13 protein-coding genes are annotated in these 18,799 nt (G+C 66.9%); 4 read left to right on the top strand and 9 right to left on the bottom strand.

Going from position 1 to position 18,799, the window contains the following annotated elements; translation table 11 throughout:
- Positions 1–53 precede the first annotated feature (53 nt).
- The 9 genes from mmaA4 to CKW46_RS07735 all read right to left on the bottom strand — a co-directional run bounded on the left by mmaA4 (position 54) and on the right by CKW46_RS07735 (position 10,296).
- Positions 54–953 carry a hydroxymycolate synthase MmaA4 gene (mmaA4, locus tag CKW46_RS07695; protein WP_015354646.1) on the bottom strand — a complete coding sequence of 300 codons (900 nt, stop codon included), beginning with the start codon at positions 951–953 and terminating at the stop codon, positions 54–56.
- Positions 954–1,095: 142 nt separating this feature from the next.
- On the bottom strand, positions 1,096–1,977 hold the full coding sequence (mmaA3, locus tag CKW46_RS07700; protein WP_012392892.1) for a methoxy mycolic acid synthase MmaA3: 882 nt from the start codon (positions 1,975–1,977) through the stop codon (positions 1,096–1,098).
- Positions 1,978–2,110: 133 nt separating this feature from the next.
- The gene (gene mmaA2, locus CKW46_RS07705; protein WP_117437920.1) at positions 2,111–2,977 is read right to left on the bottom strand and encodes a cyclopropane mycolic acid synthase MmaA2; all 867 of its coding nucleotides are present in this window, start codon (positions 2,975–2,977) and stop codon (positions 2,111–2,113) included.
- 146 nt (positions 2,978–3,123) lie between these two features.
- Positions 3,124–3,984 carry a mycolic acid methyltransferase MmaA1 gene (gene mmaA1 / locus CKW46_RS07710; protein ID WP_015354647.1) on the bottom strand — a complete coding sequence of 287 codons (861 nt, stop codon included), beginning with the start codon at positions 3,982–3,984 and terminating at the stop codon, positions 3,124–3,126.
- A gap of 39 nt (positions 3,985–4,023) precedes the next feature.
- The gene (locus tag CKW46_RS07715; RefSeq protein WP_420891833.1) at positions 4,024–5,226 is read right to left on the bottom strand and encodes an ISAs1-like element IS2404/ISMul1 family transposase; all 1,203 of its coding nucleotides are present in this window, start codon (positions 5,224–5,226) and stop codon (positions 4,024–4,026) included.
- Positions 5,227–5,456: 230 nt separating this feature from the next.
- Entirely contained in the window at positions 5,457–6,401 is a 945-nt protein-coding gene (locus CKW46_RS07720) for an alpha/beta fold hydrolase (protein WP_015354648.1), read from the bottom strand.
- A 9-nt stretch (positions 6,402–6,410) separates the two neighbouring features.
- Positions 6,411–7,796, bottom strand: a complete 1,386-nt coding sequence (locus tag CKW46_RS07725) for an ABC1 kinase family protein (RefSeq protein WP_482053031.1) — start codon at positions 7,794–7,796, stop codon at positions 6,411–6,413.
- A gap of 119 nt (positions 7,797–7,915) precedes the next feature.
- The gene (locus CKW46_RS07730) at positions 7,916–8,845 is read right to left on the bottom strand and encodes an alpha/beta fold hydrolase (RefSeq protein ID WP_015354649.1); all 930 of its coding nucleotides are present in this window, start codon (positions 8,843–8,845) and stop codon (positions 7,916–7,918) included.
- A gap of 50 nt (positions 8,846–8,895) precedes the next feature.
- Positions 8,896–10,296 (bottom strand): amidase, encoded by a 1,401-nt coding sequence (locus CKW46_RS07735; protein WP_482053032.1) that lies wholly within the window; start codon positions 10,294–10,296, stop codon positions 8,896–8,898.
- Between the two features lie 126 nt (positions 10,297–10,422).
- Between CKW46_RS07735 and CKW46_RS07740 the strand changes: the two genes are divergently transcribed.
- The 4 genes from CKW46_RS07740 to CKW46_RS07755 all read left to right on the top strand — a co-directional run bounded on the left by CKW46_RS07740 (position 10,423) and on the right by CKW46_RS07755 (position 18,478).
- Positions 10,423–14,622, top strand: coding sequence for a glycoside hydrolase family 38 N-terminal domain-containing protein (locus CKW46_RS07740; RefSeq protein WP_482053033.1), 4,200 nt, complete (start codon positions 10,423–10,425; stop codon positions 14,620–14,622).
- Positions 14,619–15,236, top strand: a complete 618-nt coding sequence (locus tag CKW46_RS07745; protein ID WP_012392900.1) for a DUF7158 domain-containing protein — start codon at positions 14,619–14,621, stop codon at positions 15,234–15,236. Before CKW46_RS07740 ends, CKW46_RS07745 begins: the two co-directional genes overlap by 4 nt.
- 6 nt (positions 15,237–15,242) lie before the next feature.
- Entirely contained in the window at positions 15,243–16,151 is a 909-nt protein-coding gene (locus CKW46_RS07750; RefSeq protein WP_015354652.1) for an ROK family protein, read from the top strand.
- Positions 16,152–16,570: 419 nt separating this feature from the next.
- Entirely contained in the window at positions 16,571–18,478 is a 1,908-nt protein-coding gene (locus CKW46_RS07755) for a PE family protein (protein WP_482053034.1), read from the top strand.
- The last annotated feature ends 321 nt before the right edge of the window (positions 18,479–18,799 follow it).

The raw sequence follows: 18,799 nt of genomic DNA on the forward strand, positions 1-18,799 counted from the left end.
TTTTGACGAACAAGGTGGCGGCAATCCGACACCCGCGCCCGGATACGCGGAAATCAGGCGCTAACCGCACCTGGTTTGAGGTAGGTCACCAGGCTGCAGTCCAGCATCTCGTCGGTGAAGTAGTGTTCGCAGCCGCGCAGATACTTGATGTAGCGGTTGTAAACCTCTTCGGAGGTGACCTCGATGGCCTTTTCCTTGTTGGCCTCGAGGTTGTCGCCCCAGATCCGCAGCGTCTTGATGTAGTGGGGGCGCAGCGAAAGCGGCTCGGGGACGACGAAACCGGCCTTCTCGCCGTGTTCGACCATCATCCCCGTCGACGGCAACCGCCCGCCCGGGAAGATCTCGGTCACGATGAACTTGATGAAGCGCGCCGTCTCGAAGGTCAGCTTCTTGCCGCGGGCGGCCATTTCGAAGGGGTGGTAGCTGACGCTGCTCTGGACGGTCATCCGGCCGTCCTCGGGCATGATGTCGAAGCATCGTTTGAAGAAGTCGTCGTAGTTCTCGTGCCCGAAGTGCTCGAAGGCCTCGATCGAGACGATCCGGTCGACTGGCTCGTTGAAGTCTTCCCAGCCGTGCAGCCGCACCTGCCGTGAGCGGTTGGTGTCGATCTCGCCCAGCACACTCTCGCAGCGGGCGTGCTGATTCTTGGACAACGTCAGGCCGATCACGTTGACATCGAACCGCTCGACCGCGCGCTTCATGGTGGTGCCCCAGCCGCAGCCGATGTCCAGCAGGGTCATGCCCGGCTTGAGGTCCAGCTTGTCAAGGTTGAGGTCGATCTTGGCGTACTGGGCTTCTTCGAGGGTGAGCTCCGGCGGCTCGAAGTACGCGCAGCTGTAGATCCGGGTGGGGTCCTGGAACAGGGCGAAGAAATCGTCGGAGACGTCGTAGTGCGCCTGGATGTCTTCCGAGCGCGTCCGCATCTTCGTTGGTGTCGGCGGAATTTCAGCCATTGTCGTCCTGTTCTCCTGATGTTCGCAGCTCCGACGCACCCGCGAAGCCTCGCCCTGACTATGCGCCCGTACGGGATTCTCGCATTAACTGGCGGAGCGGAAGGTTAGCCCGCGCCCGTACCCCTTACTGTGGCAGGAAAGTCTACTTGGCCAGAGTGAACTGATTGCAGTCGATGTAGCCGATCCGGAATGCGCGGGCGCAGCCGGTCAGGTACTTCATGTACCTCTCGTAGACCTCTTCTGACTGGATCTTGATCGCTTCGTCCCTGCGCTCCTCCAAGGCCTCGGCCCAGAAGTCCAGTGTCTTGGCGAAGTCGAGTTGCAGCGACTGCCGCCGGGCCACCTTGAACCCCACCTTGTCCGCGTGCTCTTCGACGGTCTCGATCATCGGCAACCGCCCACCCGGGAAGATGTCCGTCACGATGAACCGGATGAACTTGGCCATCTCCATGGTCAACGGGATGCCGCGCTCCATGACCTGCTTGGGGTGCAACCCGGTGATCGCGTGCAGCAGCATCACACCGTCGGCGGGCAGGGCCTCGTAGGTGAACTTGAAGAAGTCGTCGTAACGGTGAAAGCCGAAGTGCTCCAACGCTTCGATGGTGACGATACGGTCAACCGGCTCATCGAATTCCGCCCAGTCGCGCAGCAGGACCCGGTGGGAGCGATTGGTGTCGACCTCGTCGAGTACCTGCTGGCAGTACGCGTGCTGGTTCTTGGACAGGGTCAGCCCGACGACGTTGACGTCGTACTTCTCGACGGCCCGCTTGAGCACCGAACCCCAGCCGCAACCGATGTCGAGCAACGTCATCCCGGGTGTCAGTCCCAGCTTGTCCAGCGTCAGATCGATCTTGGCGATCTGCGCTTCCTGCAAGGTCATGTCCTCGCGCGGGAAGTAGGCGCAGCTGTAGGTCCTGGTCGGGTCCACGAACAGCGCAAAAAACTCGTTGGACAGGTCGTAATGAGCCTGAACATCGTCGAGATTGGACCGCTTGCGCGAAGCGGCTACTGCTTTACCGGACATTTGCCCTCCCGATCGGGACCGACACCCTCACGAGGTGACCATTCATCGGCACCCTACACGCGGCGAAGCGTTTCCTATGCATTTGACGGCGTTCCCGCTGGTCCGCGTCGATCCGAATCGGACCGCCGCGATATCACGACTTCTCCAGGGTGAACTGGTTGACGTCGATGTAACCGACGCGGAAGCCGTCGGCGCAGCCGGTCAGGTATTGCATGTAGCGCTCATAGACTTCTTCGGACTGAACCTCGATGGCCTCGTCCCGGCGGGCTTGCAGGGCTTGGGCCCACAGGTCCAGGGTCCTGGCGTAGTGCGGCTGCAGCGACTGGCGGCGCGTCAGCGTGAAGCCCGCCTTCGACGAATGGTCGGCCACCTTCTCGATCGACGGCAACCGCCCGCCCGGGAAGATCTCGGTCACGATGAACTTGATGAACCGGGCTATCTCGAACGTCAACGGCATGCCGCGGTCGGTGGCTTGCTGGAAGGTCAGCCCCGTGATCGTGTGCAGCAGCATCACCCCGTCGCTGGGCAAGATGTTGTGGGCCAGGGTGAAGAAGTCGTCGTAACGGTCGTGACCGAAGTGCTCGAACGCGCCGATCGAGACGATGCGGTCGACGGGCTCATCGAACTGCTCCCAGCCCTCCAGCAGCACCCGCCGGGTGCGTGCGGTGTCCAGCTGGTCGAACGATTTCTGCACGTGGGCGGCCTGGTTCTTGGACAGGGTGAGGCCGACGACGTTGACGTCGTATTTCTCGATCGCGCGGCGCATGGTGGCGCCCCAGCCGCAGCCGACGTCGAGCAGTGTCATGCCGGGCTCCAAGCCCAGCTTGCCCAGCGCCAGGTCGATCTTGGCGATCTGCGCCTCTTCCAGCGTCATGTCATCGCGCTCGAAGTAGGCGCAGCTGTAGGTCTGGGTGGGGTCCAGAAAAAGCCGGAAGAAATCGTCGGATAGGTCGTAATGCGCCTGTACGTCGTCGAAATGCGGCTTTAGCTCTTTGGCCATGAACCTGATGCCTTTCCGGGCCGAAACCGACCCTGCGGTGCGCGCATTGGCACCGGAACGTCCCCCTAGCGTTCTGGGGGGATGTTATCCGATTCGGGGGTGACACACGAAACCGCGAACCAGTGTGGTGAGCGCCTCCTTCGCCGCTATTTGGTGAGGGTGAACTGGCCCACGTTGACCAGGCCTCGGCGGAATCGCTCGGCGCATCCGGTGAGGTAGTGCATGAAGTTGTCATAGACCTGTTCGGACTGCACGGTGATGGCCCGATCCCGGGCGGCCGCCAGATTGGCGGCCCAGATGTCCAGGGTGTGCGCGTAGTGCTGCTGCATGAGTTGGATCTGTTCGACGGCGAAACCGGCGGCCTGGGCATTGTCGACGATGTCGGATTCGGACGGCACCTCGCCGCCCGGGAAAATCGACTCCCGCAGGAACTTGAGGAACCGCAGATCGCTCATGGTCAGGGCTATGCCCTGTTCGTGTAGCCACCTGCGGTCGTAGGTGAACAGGCTGTGCAACAACAGGCTGCCGCCAGCAGGGAGGATGTCGTAGGAACGCTGGAAAAATGCGCCATAGCGTTCTTTGCGGAAGGCATCGAACGCCTCGAATGAGACGATCCGGTCCACCTGCTCGTCGAACTCTTCCCAGCCCTGCAGCCGCGCCTCGGCCCGCCGCTTGGTGCCGAGCGCGGCCAGCAGGTCCTGGCTGCGCTGGCAGTGGTTGCGGCTGAGGGTCAGACCGATGACGTTGACGTCATATTTCTCGACCGCCCGGACCAGCGCACCGCCCCAGCCGCAGCCGACGTCGAGCAGGGTCATCCCGGGCTCGAGGTGCAGCTTGTCCAACGCCAAATCGAGTTTCGCCAATTGAGCTTCTTCGAGGGTCATGTCGTCGCGCTCGAAGTAGGCGCAGGTATATACCCAGGTGGGGTCCAAGAACAGGCCGAAGAATTCGTCTGAAATGTCGTATGTTGCTTGGGAGTCTTCAAAATACGGTTTCAGTTCGGCCATTTGGCGCAACCTCCTGCGCCAGGGCTCCGGCGTTGTTGATTAGCAGGCTTGTGAGCTGGGGAATTGTGGATTGAGGAGGTCTAGGCGGCGGTTGGCGGTCAAAGCGGTGATCCGGCAGGCTTCGGCGATGTTGTCGGCGCCGTTGAGGCGGTGCAGATTGATCGCGGTGTTGCGTAGCGTTGCTAGGACCTGTGCGCCGTTTCCGGTATGTGCCCTTTGACGGTCTTCGTCGAAGGTGACGTCGCGTATCCAGTGCAGGCTGTTCTCGATTCCCCAGTGTTGACGCATCCAGGTCATGATCGCGGTAGGGCGGGCGTGCTCGAACGGCAGGCTGCAGATGGCATAGACCACCTCCACGCTGCGCTGGTCGGTGGCGGTGATCAAACGTTCACGAGTGATCCGGATGATTTGTTTTGCGTAGGGGAAGCCGATTCCTCGTGCAGCGGTGATGATTTGCAGGGTGCGGGTCTCGACACGGCCGTGGCCGCGGGAGTCGTCGGTAGCGGCTGTGGGCACCTCGGCCCAGGGCAGCGCGGTGATACGCGCAAGTATTTTGGCTTGGTTGGACTTGACGATCATCAGGTAGTGCGACTTCAAGGTGGCGCAGATCAACTTCGCGGTGACGACCTGGGTATGCATCGCATCCACGGTGACCAGCCACCGCAAGCTACCCGGCAGCAGCGTGAGCAGGGCACGTACGCAGGGAATTTCATTGCTTTTCTCGGCGACAGCGAGTTGACCGAGCACCAATCGGGCACGGTGGGCGAACACCGACACGAGATGCGTGGCTGTCGCTTTGGCGCGTAAAGCACCACGCAGCATCTTGCCGTCCAACGCGATCGGCACCAATCCACTGGGGTCGCTGCTGGCCACGTGTGCAGTGAAGTAACTGCCCATCCTGGCGTTGAGGTCGGCGGGGTCTAGCCGAGACAAAACATCGCGGAAGGTCTTCTCACTGGGCCGCCGGAACCGGACCCCTAATTGGGCCAACACATCATCGGGAGCGGTGGCCGCCCATGTGGCAAAACCAGCATAGCCGCGCATCCCCGCGGCAGTGGCCAGAACCGCGATCGCCAACAAAGCCATCAGCGAATACCTCCGACCGCGTGGGTCCCTCGGGTCTGGCACCGAGGCCAACACATCGAGAAACTCCGATCCGATGAGCTCGCTGCGCTCACCAGGACTCCAGCGGTCGAACACCTCTGGAACCGACGACACAGGCAATACTGAAACGGTAGGCACGGGCAACTCCAGACCAACGACGAACAGTAACCAACTCGATCGTTCTCCAGATAGCCCGTGCCTACACTCCGGCCCCAATAGCGCGGCACCAAAGATCATCAACCCAGCTCACAAGCCTGCTAATCAACAACGCCGGAGCCCTGCCTCCTGCGCCAACGGTACCGCTCGGCGGCAATCACCGAAACTGGTCGTGAGAAAGCCGTATCAGATACCGGGCGCCCTATTACGGGCTATTCGGCCTGCTCGAAGTTGCTCGTGAGGACGCCGATCACCTGGTCCCAGAGTTGCCGTGGTAGGTCATGGCCCATCCCGTCGAATTCCACCATCCGGGCGCCGTTGATGGCTTTGGCGACGGCCCGCCCGCCGAAGGGGCGCATCAGCTTGTCGGCGCGTCCGTGGATCACCACGGTGGGTGCCACGGTCCGGCGGTTGTAGCCCAACAGGCTGCCACTGCCCAGGACCGCGCTGAACTGTCGGCGGATGCCCCACGGGTAGTAGCTGCGGTCGTAGTTCTCCGCGGCGTCAGCGCGAATCCACTCCTCGGTCGGTTGGTAACCCGGACTGCCGGTGATCCTGGTGACCCGCACGACGTTGTCGATGATCACTTCGCGCGGCGAGCCCGGGGGCGGGCCGTTGAGCACCGCGAGCAAGGCCCGGGGTGCCGGCGGCGGCAGAAACGGGCGATTGTTGCTGGAGAAGATGACCGCCAGCGAGTTGGTCCGCTCGGCAAAGCGTGCGGCGAAGATCTGGGCGATCATGCCGCCCATCGAGGCCCCGACAATGTGGGCCCGCTCGATATCGAGGTGGTCCAGTAGCGCCGCCGCATCGTCGGCCATGTCTTCCAGCGTGTATGGCGTTTGGCTGCGCCGGCCCAGCCAGGAGCGGATCAACTGCGGCATCAGGGGTTGCCTGGCGCTGGGCTGCTCCATCTTGGTGGACAGGCCGACATCGCGGTTGTCGTAGCGGATGACACGCAGGCCCTGGTCGACCAGCTTCTGGCAAAACCCGGTGCGCCACAGCAACAGCTGGGCGCCGAGGCCCATGATCAGCAGGACGGGCGGGGCGTTGATGTCGCCCATGTCCTCGTAGTACAGCTTCAGATCACCGGCGGGCTGCCGCTCGGACGTGGCCCCCGATCCGACCCCTGATTGGGCATAGCCGGTGCGGATTTCCATCGCGATTCGCTACGCCTCGACGTCGCTGGCATCGCCGCTGGCGTCGCTGGAGTCGCCCTGATGCTCGCGGCTCACCTCGACCATGAAATTGGCGAAGTAACCGGTCAGCTGCGGATCGGACATCATCTGCCACTTCGGAGCCAGCAGCTTCATGTACCGCTCGACGTAGAGGAACTGTTTGCCGATCAGCACCAGCTCGCGAGGCAGCTTGACGTCGTAGGCGTCGGCCAGCGCCGAGAGCTGACGACCGATGTCGGCGTAGGACATGTCGCCCAGCGACTGCATCGTCAGCGGCGTGGCGAATTTCTCCAGGTCCTTGGCGGCCTGCGCCTCGGGCTTCATCGTCCCGACGGCGCCCATCAGCACCACGATCTTGCCGGCCGCGGCGTGGTCCTTCTTCACCAGCAGCGCGTACACCAGCTCACGCAGCAGCCATCGGGTGCGCGGATCGATGCGGCCCATGATGCCGAAATCGAAGAAGACGATGCGGCCTTCCTCGTCCACGTAGAGGTTGCCCGCGTGCAGGTCGCCGTGGAACAGCCCGTGCCGCAGCCCGCCCTCGAACACGCTGAACAGCAGCGCTTTGACCAGCTCGGTGCCGTCGAAGCCGGCCTTGCGGATGGCGGCGACATTGTCGATGCGGACGCCGTGCACCCGCTCCATCGTCAGCACCCGTTCGCTGGTGAAGTTCCAGTGCACCTGTGGCACCCGGATGTTGCGGCCCAGCGGGGACGCGTGCAGGTGTGCGACCCAGGCATCCATCGACTGCGCCTCGAGACGAAAATCCAGCTCCGCGGCGAGGTTGTCGGAGAAGTCGGCGACAACGTCTTGAGCCGAGAGTCGACGGCCCAATTTCGCCAGTTCGACGGCCTGAGCAAAGCGCTGCAGGATTTGCAGATCGGCGGCCACCCGGCGGCGGATGCCCGGGCGCTGGATCTTGACCACCACCTCCTCGCCGGTCTTGAGCGTCGCGTAGTGGACCTGCGCGATGGAGGCCGATGCGAAGGGCTCTTCTTCGAAAGCGGCGAACAGTTCGGCCGGTTCGGCGCCGAGCTCCTCGACGAACAGCTTGTGCACCTGGTCGGTGTCGGCAGGCGGCACCCGGTCCAGCAGTCCGCGGAATTCCCGCGACAGTGACTCGCCGAACGCTCCCGGGCTGGACGCGATGATCTGACCGAACTTGACGTAGGTCGGGCCCAGGTCGGCGAACGTCTGCGGGATCTCCTTGATGATCTTCTGCTGCCAGGACGAGGCGAATCCTTTGCCCGGCAGCTTCGTGACGAAGCGAGCCGCGGTGCGGGTGACCTGCCAACCAGTGACGGCTACCCGGGCCGCTTCGACCGGCAACGGCACCCGGTCCAGCTTGGCCACCTCGCGGTGTTTGGTAGTAGTCATTTGAGCAGTGTGCCAAATCGACAGTGTCAAGTCACAATTGTTGTGAGCCCATTCACGCGCTGGGTAATGCTCGCCGAGCGTGCCTCCATTGCGAAAATCAGGCCGGAATTTCGCAATGATTACACGTGCGGCGGCGCGGCTCGCGAGAAGTTTTCGGTAAGGGTTTCCAATATTGGGCGCCATACCGGCTGGGGGAGATCATGGCCCATTCCGTCGACAACGACGAAGCGTGCGTCCGGGATCGCCGCGGCGACCGCCCGCCCGTTGCGCAGCCGCACCATCGGGTCTGCCGAACCATGCAGCACCACCGTCGGCGCAGTGATCGCCTTGCTGTACCCGAGCAGGCTGCCGGTGCCCAGCACGGCATCAAACTGGCGCAGCATGCCTGGCGGGTAGTTGCAGCGGTCGGCGAGTAGCCGCACGCGCTGGCGCAGGTCGCTTTGAGGCGGCAAAAAGTTGGGCCCGTTGAACACGGCGACGTTGCGCACCTCGAATGCCAGCTTCTCTTCGGCAGACGCGTTCGGGCCGGGCTGGCCGAACGCCAGCTTGATGACCCGCCACGCCGGTGGCGCCGAGAACGCCTTTCCGGTGGTCGACATGATGATTCCCAACGACGCCACTCGCTGGGGCTGATCGGCGGCCAGGATCTGGGCGATCATGCCGCCCAGTGACGCCCCCACCACGTGTGCCCGGGCGATGGACAAGTGGTCCAGCAGGGCCGCAACGTCCTCGGTCATGTCGAGCAGGGTGTAGGGCACCGGGCTGGGCCGGCCCAGCAGGTAGCGCCCTATCCGTCGGTAGACCGAGCCCGGTGCGCGCATCCCGCGCATCTTGGCCGACAGACCGGTGTCGCGATGATCGAATCGGATGACGCGGTAGCCGGCCGCGACCAGGCGGGCGCAGAATTCGTCCGGCCACATCGGCAGCTGGGCGCCCAAACCCATGATGAGCAGCACCGGCTGACCGCTCGGGTCGCCCAGTTCTTCGTAGAACAGTTCGACGTCGCCCGTAGTCGTCTCGCGGCGCGCAACGCCGCTGCTGGTGCGCACGCCTCATTTCTACCTACCGCCGCGACGCCCGCGTCGCGGCGGCACGAGGCTCATTGCACGGGTGGGCGGCGAAGATGCCAGTCGGTGGCGCTTTGAAAGGCTCGCCCGGCCCGGATCAGCAGCGGTTCATCGAAGTGTCGAGCCACGAATTGGAAACCGATCGGTCCGCCGTGGGAATCGAAGCCGCCCGGCAGGATGATCGTCGGGCTGCCGGAGAAGTTGAACGGTCCGGTGAAGCGCAGCAAGTCCGGCAGAGTCTCGGGATTGAACAGCAACTCCCTGAACCGATCGAGGGTCAGGTTCGCCAGCGGCAAGACGGGCGCGACGAGCAAGTCGACATCCTCGAACAGCGCCGCCAGTCTCCCGGCGAACAGGTTTCGCTCGCGCTGGATGCGGGCGATCTCCATGCCGGACACCGCGTGACCGGCGTCCAGGAGCTGGCTTGCGAATGGGCCGTACTCCGCGGATCGGGACGGATAGGTCCGCTCGTGCACGACGGCGATTTGGGCTCCCACATAAGCCCCCCACCCGGCCGCCAGCGCCGCGGTCGACGGCAGCGACACCGCGCGAATGTCCGCGCCGAGGTCCGCCAGCACGCGCAGCGCGGTGCGGACCACCCGCGCCACATCGGGCTCGACCCCGCCGAGCGCGTACTCCGGATCGAACCCGATCCGCACGGTGCGAATCTCGGGTGAACCCGTCACGTACTCGGGTACCCCAACTCTGGTGGCGGTTGGATCCTGGGGGTCGGCACCGGCGATCGCCCGCAACACATGGCCGGTGTCCTCGGCGTTTCGCGCCATCGGTCCGATGGTGTCCAGTGACGGCGCCATCGCGAACACACCGTGGACGCTGACGCGTCCCCAGGTCGGCTTGAGGCCGGTGGCTCCGGTCATCGTGCACGGAGTGCGAATCGACCCGCCGGTGTCGCTGCCGAGGCTGGCCGTGCACAACCCGGTGACGGTGGCCACGGCCGAGCCGCTGGACGACGCTCCGGCCCAGCGCTCGGCGCTCCACGGGTTCACCACCGCCGGGAAATCCGGGTGGTACTCGGCGCCGGCGGCCTCGCACATATGCAGCTTCCCCAGCAGCACCGCTCCGGCCCGCCGCAAACGGGAAACCACCGTTGCGTCGTAGCTGGGTCTGAAATCCCGATGGATCGCCATGCCCGCGGTGGTTGGGATCCCCTGGGTAAAACAGAGATCCTTCACGGCAATCGGAACACCATGCAGCCGGCCGCGGTGGTTACCGCGTGCGATCTGTTCCTCGGCTTGTCTCGCCTCATCGAGTGCGCTGTCGGCCAGCACCGTCATATATGGGTGCAGCACGGGATTGAGCCGGTCGATGCGTTGCAGGTGCGCTCTGGTGACCTCCACCGGAGAGAGCGCCCGAGTCGCGAACGCGTGCGAAAGCTCAGCGATCGTTGCGTAGCACGGATCGATGTCGCTCACATCCGCCACGGTTGATCAACGTAGCGAACACGGGCAGCATTCGATGGTCGACATGCTGTGCCAAAGGGCCGCCAAAGGGTTGCCCAATAGCTTTGTCGAGTCGCCACGGCGCCGTAGGGTGCGGTCATGCAGGTGGTTTCGGCGGAATCGACCGAACTTTTCGTGGGCCCGCCGGATGCCCCACTGCAGCTGGTCCGGGTGAGGATCGCCGAGTGCACCGAGCCGACATCAATCCGTGTCGACGGTGCCGGCCTGAGCGGACAGGCCCTCGCCGCGGTGGGGGCCGAAATCCTCGAGGTGCCGGTTGTGCTCGAGGACCCCGTCGTGGGACAACGGCGGGATGCGCGGGTCTGGGCGGGTTCCGCCGGCGCAGCCTGCACATTCACATTCACGTTCACCGTGGCCAAGCCGGGCTGGACGATGTTCATGGTCAGCCACTTCCACTACGACCCGGTGTGGTGGAACACCCAGGGGGCCTACACCAGCCAGTGGCACGAAGACCCGCCCGGGCGCGCCCGTCAGACCAACGGGTTCGAGCTGGTACACGCCCATCTCGAGATGGCGCGCCGCGATCCCGACTACAAGTTCGTGCTGGCCGAAGTCGACTACCTCAAGCCGTACTGGGACACCCATCCGCAGGACCGTGCCGACCTGCGCCGGTTTCTGGCGCAGGGCCGGGTGGAAGTGATGGGCGGAACCTATAACGAACCCAACACAAACCTCACCAGCCCAGAGACGACCATTCGTAATTTGGTGCACGGCATCGGTTTTCAGCGTGACGTGCTGGGCGCCGACCCGGCCACCGCATGGCAGCTCGACGTGTTCGGCCACGACCCACAGTTCCCGGGGATGGCCGCCGACGCCGGCTTGACGTCGAGCTCGTGGGCGCGTGGACCGCACCACCAATGGGGTCCCGCGCAGGGCGGCCGGGGCGAGGGTGTCGAACGGATGCAGTTTTGCAGCGAGTTCGAGTGGATTTCGCCATCGGGTCGGGGCCTGCTCACCCACTACATGCCGGCGCACTATTCGGCGGGCTGGTGGATGGACTCGTCGAGCTCGCTGGCTGAGGCCGCGGCGGCCACCTACGCGCTTTTCGACGCGCTCAAAAGGGTCGCCTTGACCCGTAACGTGCTGCTGCCGGTCGGAACCGACTACACCCCGCCGAACAAGTGGGTTAGCGAAATCCACCGCGACTGGGCCGCCCGTTACACCTGGCCGCGATTTGTCTGCGGCCTGCCGAGGGAGTTTTTTGCCGCGGTGCGTGCCGAACTGGCCGACCGTGGTGCGGTCGCGTCGCCGCAGACGCGCGACATGAACCCGATCTATACGGGCAAAGACGTGTCCTACATCGACACCAAACAAGCCAACCGGGCCGCCGAGAACGCGGTCCTGCAGGCCGAGCGCTTCGCCGTGTTCGCCGGGGTCCTCTGCGGTGCCCCGTATCCGCAGGCGGCGTTGGCCAAAGCGTGGGTGCAACTGGCCTACGGGGCACATCACGACGCCATCACCGGCTCCGAGTCCGACCAGGTCTATCTGGATCTACTCACCGGATGGCGCGACGCGTGGGAGATCGGCCGCACCGTCCGGGACAACTCGCTGCAGCTGCTCTCGCGCGCGGTGGCCGGCCCGGGGGAGGCGGTCGTGGTGTGGAACCCGTTGACCCGGCGGCGCACCGACATCGTCACGATTGAGCTGCAGCGGCCGTTGGGCGCCGGCGTGGCGGTGCGCGGACCCGACGGTGCACACACCCCGGCGCACGTCGATGCCGACGGGCGGACCGTCAGCTGGCTGGCCAGCGATGTCCCTTCGCTGGGCTGGAAGACCTACCAGTTGATCCCGACCGACGCGGCTACGGGCTGGGAACCGGTAACCGGGACCGAGATCGCCAACGAGCACTACCGCCTGCGCGTGGATCCCGAACGCGGTGGCGGCGTGGAATCGCTGGTGCGGGACCACCGCCAGCTCATCGCGGACGGGCGGGTGGGCAACGAGCTTGCGGTTTACCAGGAATATCCATCGCACCCGACGCAGGGCGAGGGCCCGTGGCATCTGTTGCCCAACGGGCCGGTGGTGTGCTCGTCGGAATCGGCCGCCGAAGTGCGCGGCTACCGCTGCCTGATTGGGCAGCGGCTGGTGGTGCGAGGCCGGATCGGCACGCTGCTGCGTTATACCCAGACCCTGACCTTGTGGCGGGGCGTGGCCCGGGTGGACTGTCGCACCACCATCGATGACTTCAGCGGCAACGACCAGCTGGTGCGCTTGCGGTGGCCCTGCCCGGTGCCGGGCGCGATGGCGGTCAGCGAGGTGGGCGATGCCGTCGTCGGGCGAGGTTTCGCGCTGCTGCACCCGGTCGGTGAATCGGGAGCTCGGTCGGTGGACACGGCCCAACACCTGTGGACATTGGACAACCCGGCCTACGGCTGGTTCCGATTGTCCTCGGCGGTGTGGGTCCGCGCCGGCAGCGACGCGGTGCGCGCGGTATCGGTGGCCGAGGTGGTGTCCCCCTCGGAGGCGACATCGGGCCCGCTGGCGCGCGAGCTGATGGTCGCGCTGGTGCGCGCCGGTGTGACGGCCACCTGCAGTGGCGCCGACAAACCGCGCTACGGAAACCTCGACGTGGACTCCAATTTGCCCGACGTCCGGATCGCGCTGGGCGGGCCCGCGCGCAACGTGTTCACCAAGGCCGTGCTGGCGGACGCGGATCCGGGCTACACCGCCGAGTTGGAGCGCCAGTTGGCCAGCGGCGGGCGGGCCCGGGTGTGGGTGCCGGCCGCGACCTCGTTGGCGTCGGTCTGGGTGCCCGGGGCGGACCTGCGCGCGCCACGTGCGCTGCCGGTGCTGGTGATCGACGGTCGCGACGACACGGATCTCGCCGCGGCGATCGCCGCGCTGGTCGACGATCTGGCCGATGCCGAGATCTCCGTCCGGCAGCAGGCGCCGGCAGACATGGACCCGTTCGAGGCCCGCACGATCGCGTTGTTCAACCGCGGAATGCCCAGCTTTGCCGTCGACTCCGAGGGCACCCTGCATACCGCGCTGATGCGGTCCTGCACCGGCTGGCCGTCCAGGGTCTGGATCGACGAGCCCCGCCGCACCGCGCCCGACGGCTCCAACTTCCAGCTGCAACACTGGACCCACGATTTCGACTACGCCCTGGTCTGCGCCGACGGCGATTGGCGGCGCGCCGACATCCCGGCCCGCAGCGCTGAGTTCTCCCAACCATTGCTGGCCGTGACTGCGCGCGACCGCGCGGGCAAGCTGGCGCAGGTCGGATCGCTGCTAGAGATCGAGCCGGCCGGCTCGGTGCAGCTGGGCGCGCTCAAGGCGGCGGGTAACCCGCTGACCGCCGGCAGTGCCCGGTCCGTCGACCCCGCCGCGGTGACGCTGCGCCTGGTGGAAACCACCGGGGCGGCGGCGCCGGTGACGCTGCGCTGCGAATTGGGCGAGCTGAGCGAGCTTCGGATGGCTGACCTGCTCGAGCATCCGCAGCGAGCTACCCCAGGGGTTAATCTGCATGGCTTTCATGTCGCTACCACGCTGGCCCGGCTCGAGATGCCCGCGGTGCTGTCGTGTTCTGACGCGCTTGCGCCGCAGCACGAGGCGGCTCAACCGCTCTACGCGCGGTATTGGCTGCACAATCGGGGCCCCGCACCACTGGGCGGGCTACCCGCCGTCGCCTACCTGCACCCCGAGCAGGTGACGGCCGAGCCGGGAAGCCAGGTGACGTTGCGTTTGACCACCGCCAGCGACTGCACCGATTCCTCGCTGTGTGGCCTGATCGAGGTGCGGTTTCCAGATGGCTGGTCGGTCGCACCCCGCCGGTTGCCGTTCGACTTGGGCGCCGGTGAGTATGTGGAGACCAACGTCATGGTGAGGATTCCGGCCACCGCCGGACCCGGGCTGTATCCGGTGCGCGCCCAGTTGAGCATTACCGAGCCGGAAGTCCCGGCGGCGTGGCGGCAGATGGTCGAGGATGTCTGTGTGGTGGCCGTCGGGACCGATCTCAGCCAGCTCGTCTATCTCGCCGAGGAACCGGCCGACCTGGAGCTGGCCGCCGGAAGTTCGGCCCGGCTTGCGGTGACCGTCGGCAGCCGCGCCCAAACCGACCTGACGCTCGAGGCGCACCTCATCAGCCCCTGGGGTACCTGGGAGTGGATGGCCCCGGCCGCGGCCGGGGCCGTGCTGCCTGCCTGCGGCAGTGCCGAACTCGTCTTCGATGTGGCCCCGCCGGGCTGGCTGGCCCCGGGACAGTGGTGGGCGCTGGTGCGGGTCGGCTGCGCCGGCCGACTGGTCTACTCCCCAGCGGTACGGGTGACGGTGACATGACCGGTTCCCTGGTCGCGACCGTCGCGGGCGCACCCATTGCCGTCGGTGAGGTCGACGCGCGCGAAGCGCGGCTGCGCAACGGCCCGCGGGCGGCCGCGCTGCCGGTCAGCGGCACCAGCGAGGGGCGGCAGCTGCGGCGCTGGCTGGCGCAATTGATCGCGACCGAGCGGGTGCTTGCCGACGAAGCCACAGCGCGCGGCGTCACCGGGCATCCGGCGCCGTCGGAGGCCGAACTGCTGCCCGATGTCACCGCGCGCCTGGAGATCGGCAGTGTGGCCGCTGCGGTGCTTGCCGATCCGCGGGTGCGGGCGCTGTTCGCCGAGGTCACGGCGGACGTCCGGGTCGGTGACGACGAGGTGGCCGCCTACCACGCCCGGAACCCGCTGCGGTTTGCGGCTCCGGTGCCGGGGCGGCACGGTTGGCATGTCCCGCCGGTGGCCGCCCCGCCGCTGGAGCGGGTGCGCGACGCGATCGCCGAGCACCTGTTGGGGGCCGCGCGCCGACGCGCGTTCCGGGTGTGGCTGGACGGGCGCCGTGCCGCGCTGGTCCAACTGGCCCCGGGTTATGAGCATCCCGGCGATCCGCGCCAACCCGACAACACCCACCGGCACTGAGCGCTCATGTTGACCCTCTGTCTGGACATCGGCGGCACCAAGGTCGCCGTCGGGCTGGCCGACGCCGACGGCGCGCTGGTGCACACCGCCCAGGTGCCGACCCCGGCGCGATGCGCGGCCGAGCAGGTCTGGGCCGCGGTCGCCGAGGCGATCGCCGAGGCATTGCGGGTGGCCGACGCCACGGTGGCTGCGGTGGGCATCGCCTCGGCCGGGCCGGTCGACCTGGATAGCGGGACGGTCAGCCCGATCAATATCGGCTCCTGGCGCGGCTTCCCGCTGCGAGACCGGGTTGCGACCATGGTGCCCGATGTGCCGGTGCGGCTGGGCGGCGATGGGGTCTGCATGGCGCTCGGCGAGCACTGGCTGGGTGCGGGACGGGGAGCACGTTTCCTGTTGGGCATGGTGGTGTCCACCGGTGTCGGCGGGGGGCTGGTGCTCGGCGGCGTCCCGTATCCGGGCCGCACCGGCAACGCGGGACACGTGGGGCATGTCGTGGTCGATCAGGATGGCCTGCGGTGTTCCTGCGGTGGCCGTGGCTGTGTCGAGACGATCGCCGCTGGCCCGTCGATGGTTCGATGGGCTCGGGCCAACGGTTGGTCGGCGCGGCCCGAAGCGGGCGCCCGGGAATTGGCGGCCGCGGCAGCCGCCGGAGATGCCGTGGCGCTGGCGGCCTTTCGCCGGGGCACCCGTGGCCTGGCCGCCATGATCGCCTCGGTGGGCGCGGTGTGCGACCTCGACCGGGTTGTCATCGGGGGAGGGGTCGCCAAAGCCGGGCGCCTGTTATTCGACCCGCTGCGCGCGGCATTGGCCGACTACCTCGGGCTGGACTTCTTGGCCGGCCTGCGCGTTGTGCCCGCCGAGCTAGGCGGACAGGCCGGTCTGGTCGGTGCCGCCCGCCTTGCCGGGCTCGGCTAGCCGGCTGTGGCGAACGACGTCCGCGTCCCGGCCGACCCCTCGCACAGACGAGTTGGGGTCCCCGATGTTACGGGGGTTTCTCGTCCTCGTGTCGTGCTGATTTCACGCCGGTGTCGCGCAATCCCGACGGCGGTTTTTCTTGGGCGACGAGCCGGCAATTAGTGGCCCCTGGCTAGACGCGGTTCCCGCGCTCGAGCTCATTGATGCGTCTTAGCGGTGAGACGCAACCCCGCGCTTTGGCCGTCGTTGTTGCCGGTTGAGTTGCCGCGGTGAGACGCGTGTCGGCCGGGCGCTGCGCCGGGCATTGTTCAGTTTTTGGCGGTGCCGTCGATTCGCGTTGTACGCCGTTTACCTGCGTGTATAGCGTGTTGGCAGTCGCTTGGGGCGGCATTCTTGGCTGGGCTGATGGGGGTGGGGTCATGTCGTTTGTGAGTGTTTCGCCGGAGCTAGTGATCGATGGTGCGGCGGCCTTGACACAGATTGGGTCATCGATCGATGAGGCCAATGCGGCGGCTGGTGCGACGACGGCCGTGCTGCCTCCCGGGGTGGATGAGGTCTCGGTGGCGCTGGCGGCATTGTTCGTCGCTCATGGGCGCGAGTACGAGTCGCTCAGCGCTCAGGTGGCGCTGTTTCACCGGCGGTTTGTGCAGATGCTGGCCGCCGCCTCGGGGGGCTATGCGGAAGCTGAAGCTGCCAACATATCGGCGTTAGCCGGTTTGGAGACCGTCGAGCAGTGCGTCTTGGACGTGATCAATACGCCCACTCAAGCGTTGTTCGGGTGGTCGTTGATCGGCAACGGCACCGACGGCGCGCCCGGTAGCGGGCAGGCGGGCGGCAACGGGGGGTTGTTGTGGGGCAACGGTGGTAACGGTGGCTCAGGTGGAGTAGGTCAGGCCGGCGGGGCCGGCGGGTCCGCGGGTCTACTCGGCCATGGCGGTGCCGGCGGCGCCGGCGGAGTCAGTGGAGTCTCGGCCGTGGGTGCGACCGGCGGTGCGGGCGGCAACGGCGGATGGCTGTACGGCAATGGAGGCGCCGGTGGCCTTGGCGGCCAAGGCGTGCTCACCGGGGGCAATGGCGGGGCTGGTGGGGCCGCGAGATTCTTCGGTGCTGGCGGGACCGGCGGAGCTGGTGGGCTGGGACTGGGCGACACCGGCGGAATCGGCGGAATCGGCGGAAACGCCGGAGCGCTGTTCGGCCCCGGTGGTGCCGGTGGCGCCGGTGGTGCCGGTGGCCCCGGCGGCGCGAACGGTACCAACGGTGGTGATGGTGGTGCCGGGGGAGCCGCGGGGTTGTACGGCCTCGGTGGCGCCGGTGGTGCCGGCGGCGATGGTGGTGCTGGCCTTTCCGGCGGGGCTGGTGACGCCGGTGGTGCGGGCGGCCAGGCGGGCAACGGCGGTGCCGGTGGTCGCGGTGGCTGGTTGGTCGGCAACGGGGGCGTCGGGGGGCTCGGCGGTGTCGGGGGCACCGGTGGTGCTGGCGGTGCCGGCGGCGGCGGTGGTGCTGGCGGTGCCGGCGGCGGCGGTGGTGCAAAGGGTGGTGTCGGCGGTGCCGGCGGGTCAGGTGGCGTCGGCGGTCAGGGCGGCACCGGCGGTGATGGCGCCACGGGGTTGTCGGGGAAGGCCGGTACCGGCACGGACGGCGAATCGGGCGGCAGAGGCGGTCACGCGGGTAATGGTGGCAACGGCGGTGACGGCGGCGCGGGCGGTGTGTCCCACGCACCCGGATTCCTCGACGGCGCCGACGGTGCCGGCGGTTCGGGGGGCGCCGGCGGTAATGGCGGTAACGGCGCCAACGGTGGTAACGGCGGTTCCGGTCCGAATCCCATCGGGTTCGAGAACGGGCACAACGGTGGCAACGGTGGTTACGGCGCGGCGGGCGGTGTCGGTGGCACCGGCGGAATCAGTGGTGACGGCTCCACCCACGCCGCCCCGGGCGACGACGGAATCATGGGCAATGGCGGTCATGGCGGTCATGGCGGCCATGGCGGCGATGGCAGTAGAGACAATCCCGACGGCGGCGGCCACCCCGGCGACGGTGGCTACGGCGGCAACGGCGGATCCGGTTTCAACGCCGGCAACGGCGGCAACGGCGGTTTCGGCGGCACCGGTGGTAACAGTTTTGGCGGGGTGTCGGGTAACGGCGGCGACGGCGGCCACGCCCTGCATGGGCAGCCGGGTGGTCACGGCGGTCAAGGCGGTCACGGTGGTGTGGCACATATCGACGGTTCGGACTATCCCGGCTGGCCCGGCCTGCCCGGCGATGTGGGTTACCAGGACGGCACCGGCGGTGGTGGAGGCACCGGCGGGGCCGGCGGCCACGCCCCATAGATCCGCGTTACTCAAGTGGCTGGAGTAGCTGAAGTGGCTTGGGCGGCCTCGCGTGGCGGTTCGGGCCCAACTTCCCGTGCGGCGCTGCGGGGGGCATACTCGCCCGTTTTGGCTGATCGGGCGGGCCGCGCTATTGTGGTGTCCGATCCACCGAAGACCGTCGGTCACCGAGAAATCGGTTGAAGGTCCGGGAGTAATCCCGGCGGCCCACGCAGGAGGACGAGGCAAGTATCGCCGGCCCGTGTGCTGGCGCGCATTCACGCCCCGGCCGCATCCTGCGCCGGGGCGTTCGACGTTTTGCGGCGATCACAGACGACACGT

It is taken from the genome of Mycobacterium liflandii (assembly GCF_022354805.1).
Lineage (GTDB): Bacteria > Actinomycetota > Actinomycetes > Mycobacteriales > Mycobacteriaceae > Mycobacterium > Mycobacterium marinum.

Bases quoted from the DNA above. Each gene is read 5' to 3' on its own strand.
- mmaA4 (WP_015354646.1), bottom strand. From the start codon at position 953: ATGGCTGAAATTCCGCCGACACCAACGAAGATGCGGACGCGCTCGGAA.
- mmaA3 (WP_012392892.1), bottom strand. From the start codon at position 1,977: ATGTCCGGTAAAGCAGTAGCCGCTTCGCGCAAGCGGTCCAATCTCGAC.
- mmaA2 (WP_117437920.1), bottom strand. From the start codon at position 2,977: ATGGCCAAAGAGCTAAAGCCGCATTTCGACGACGTACAGGCGCATTAC.
- mmaA1 (WP_015354647.1), bottom strand. From the start codon at position 3,984: ATGGCCGAACTGAAACCGTATTTTGAAGACTCCCAAGCAACATACGAC.
- CKW46_RS07720 (WP_015354648.1), bottom strand. From the start codon at position 6,401: ATGGAAATCCGCACCGGCTATGCCCAATCAGGGGTCGGATCGGGGGCC.
- CKW46_RS07725 (WP_482053031.1), bottom strand. From the start codon at position 7,796: ATGACTACTACCAAACACCGCGAGGTGGCCAAGCTGGACCGGGTGCCG.
- CKW46_RS07740 (WP_482053033.1), top strand. From the start codon at position 10,423: ATGCAGGTGGTTTCGGCGGAATCGACCGAACTTTTCGTGGGCCCGCCG.
- CKW46_RS07745 (WP_012392900.1), top strand. From the start codon at position 14,619: ATGACCGGTTCCCTGGTCGCGACCGTCGCGGGCGCACCCATTGCCGTC.
- CKW46_RS07750 (WP_015354652.1), top strand. From the start codon at position 15,243: ATGTTGACCCTCTGTCTGGACATCGGCGGCACCAAGGTCGCCGTCGGG.
- CKW46_RS07755 (WP_482053034.1), top strand. From the start codon at position 16,571: ATGTCGTTTGTGAGTGTTTCGCCGGAGCTAGTGATCGATGGTGCGGCG.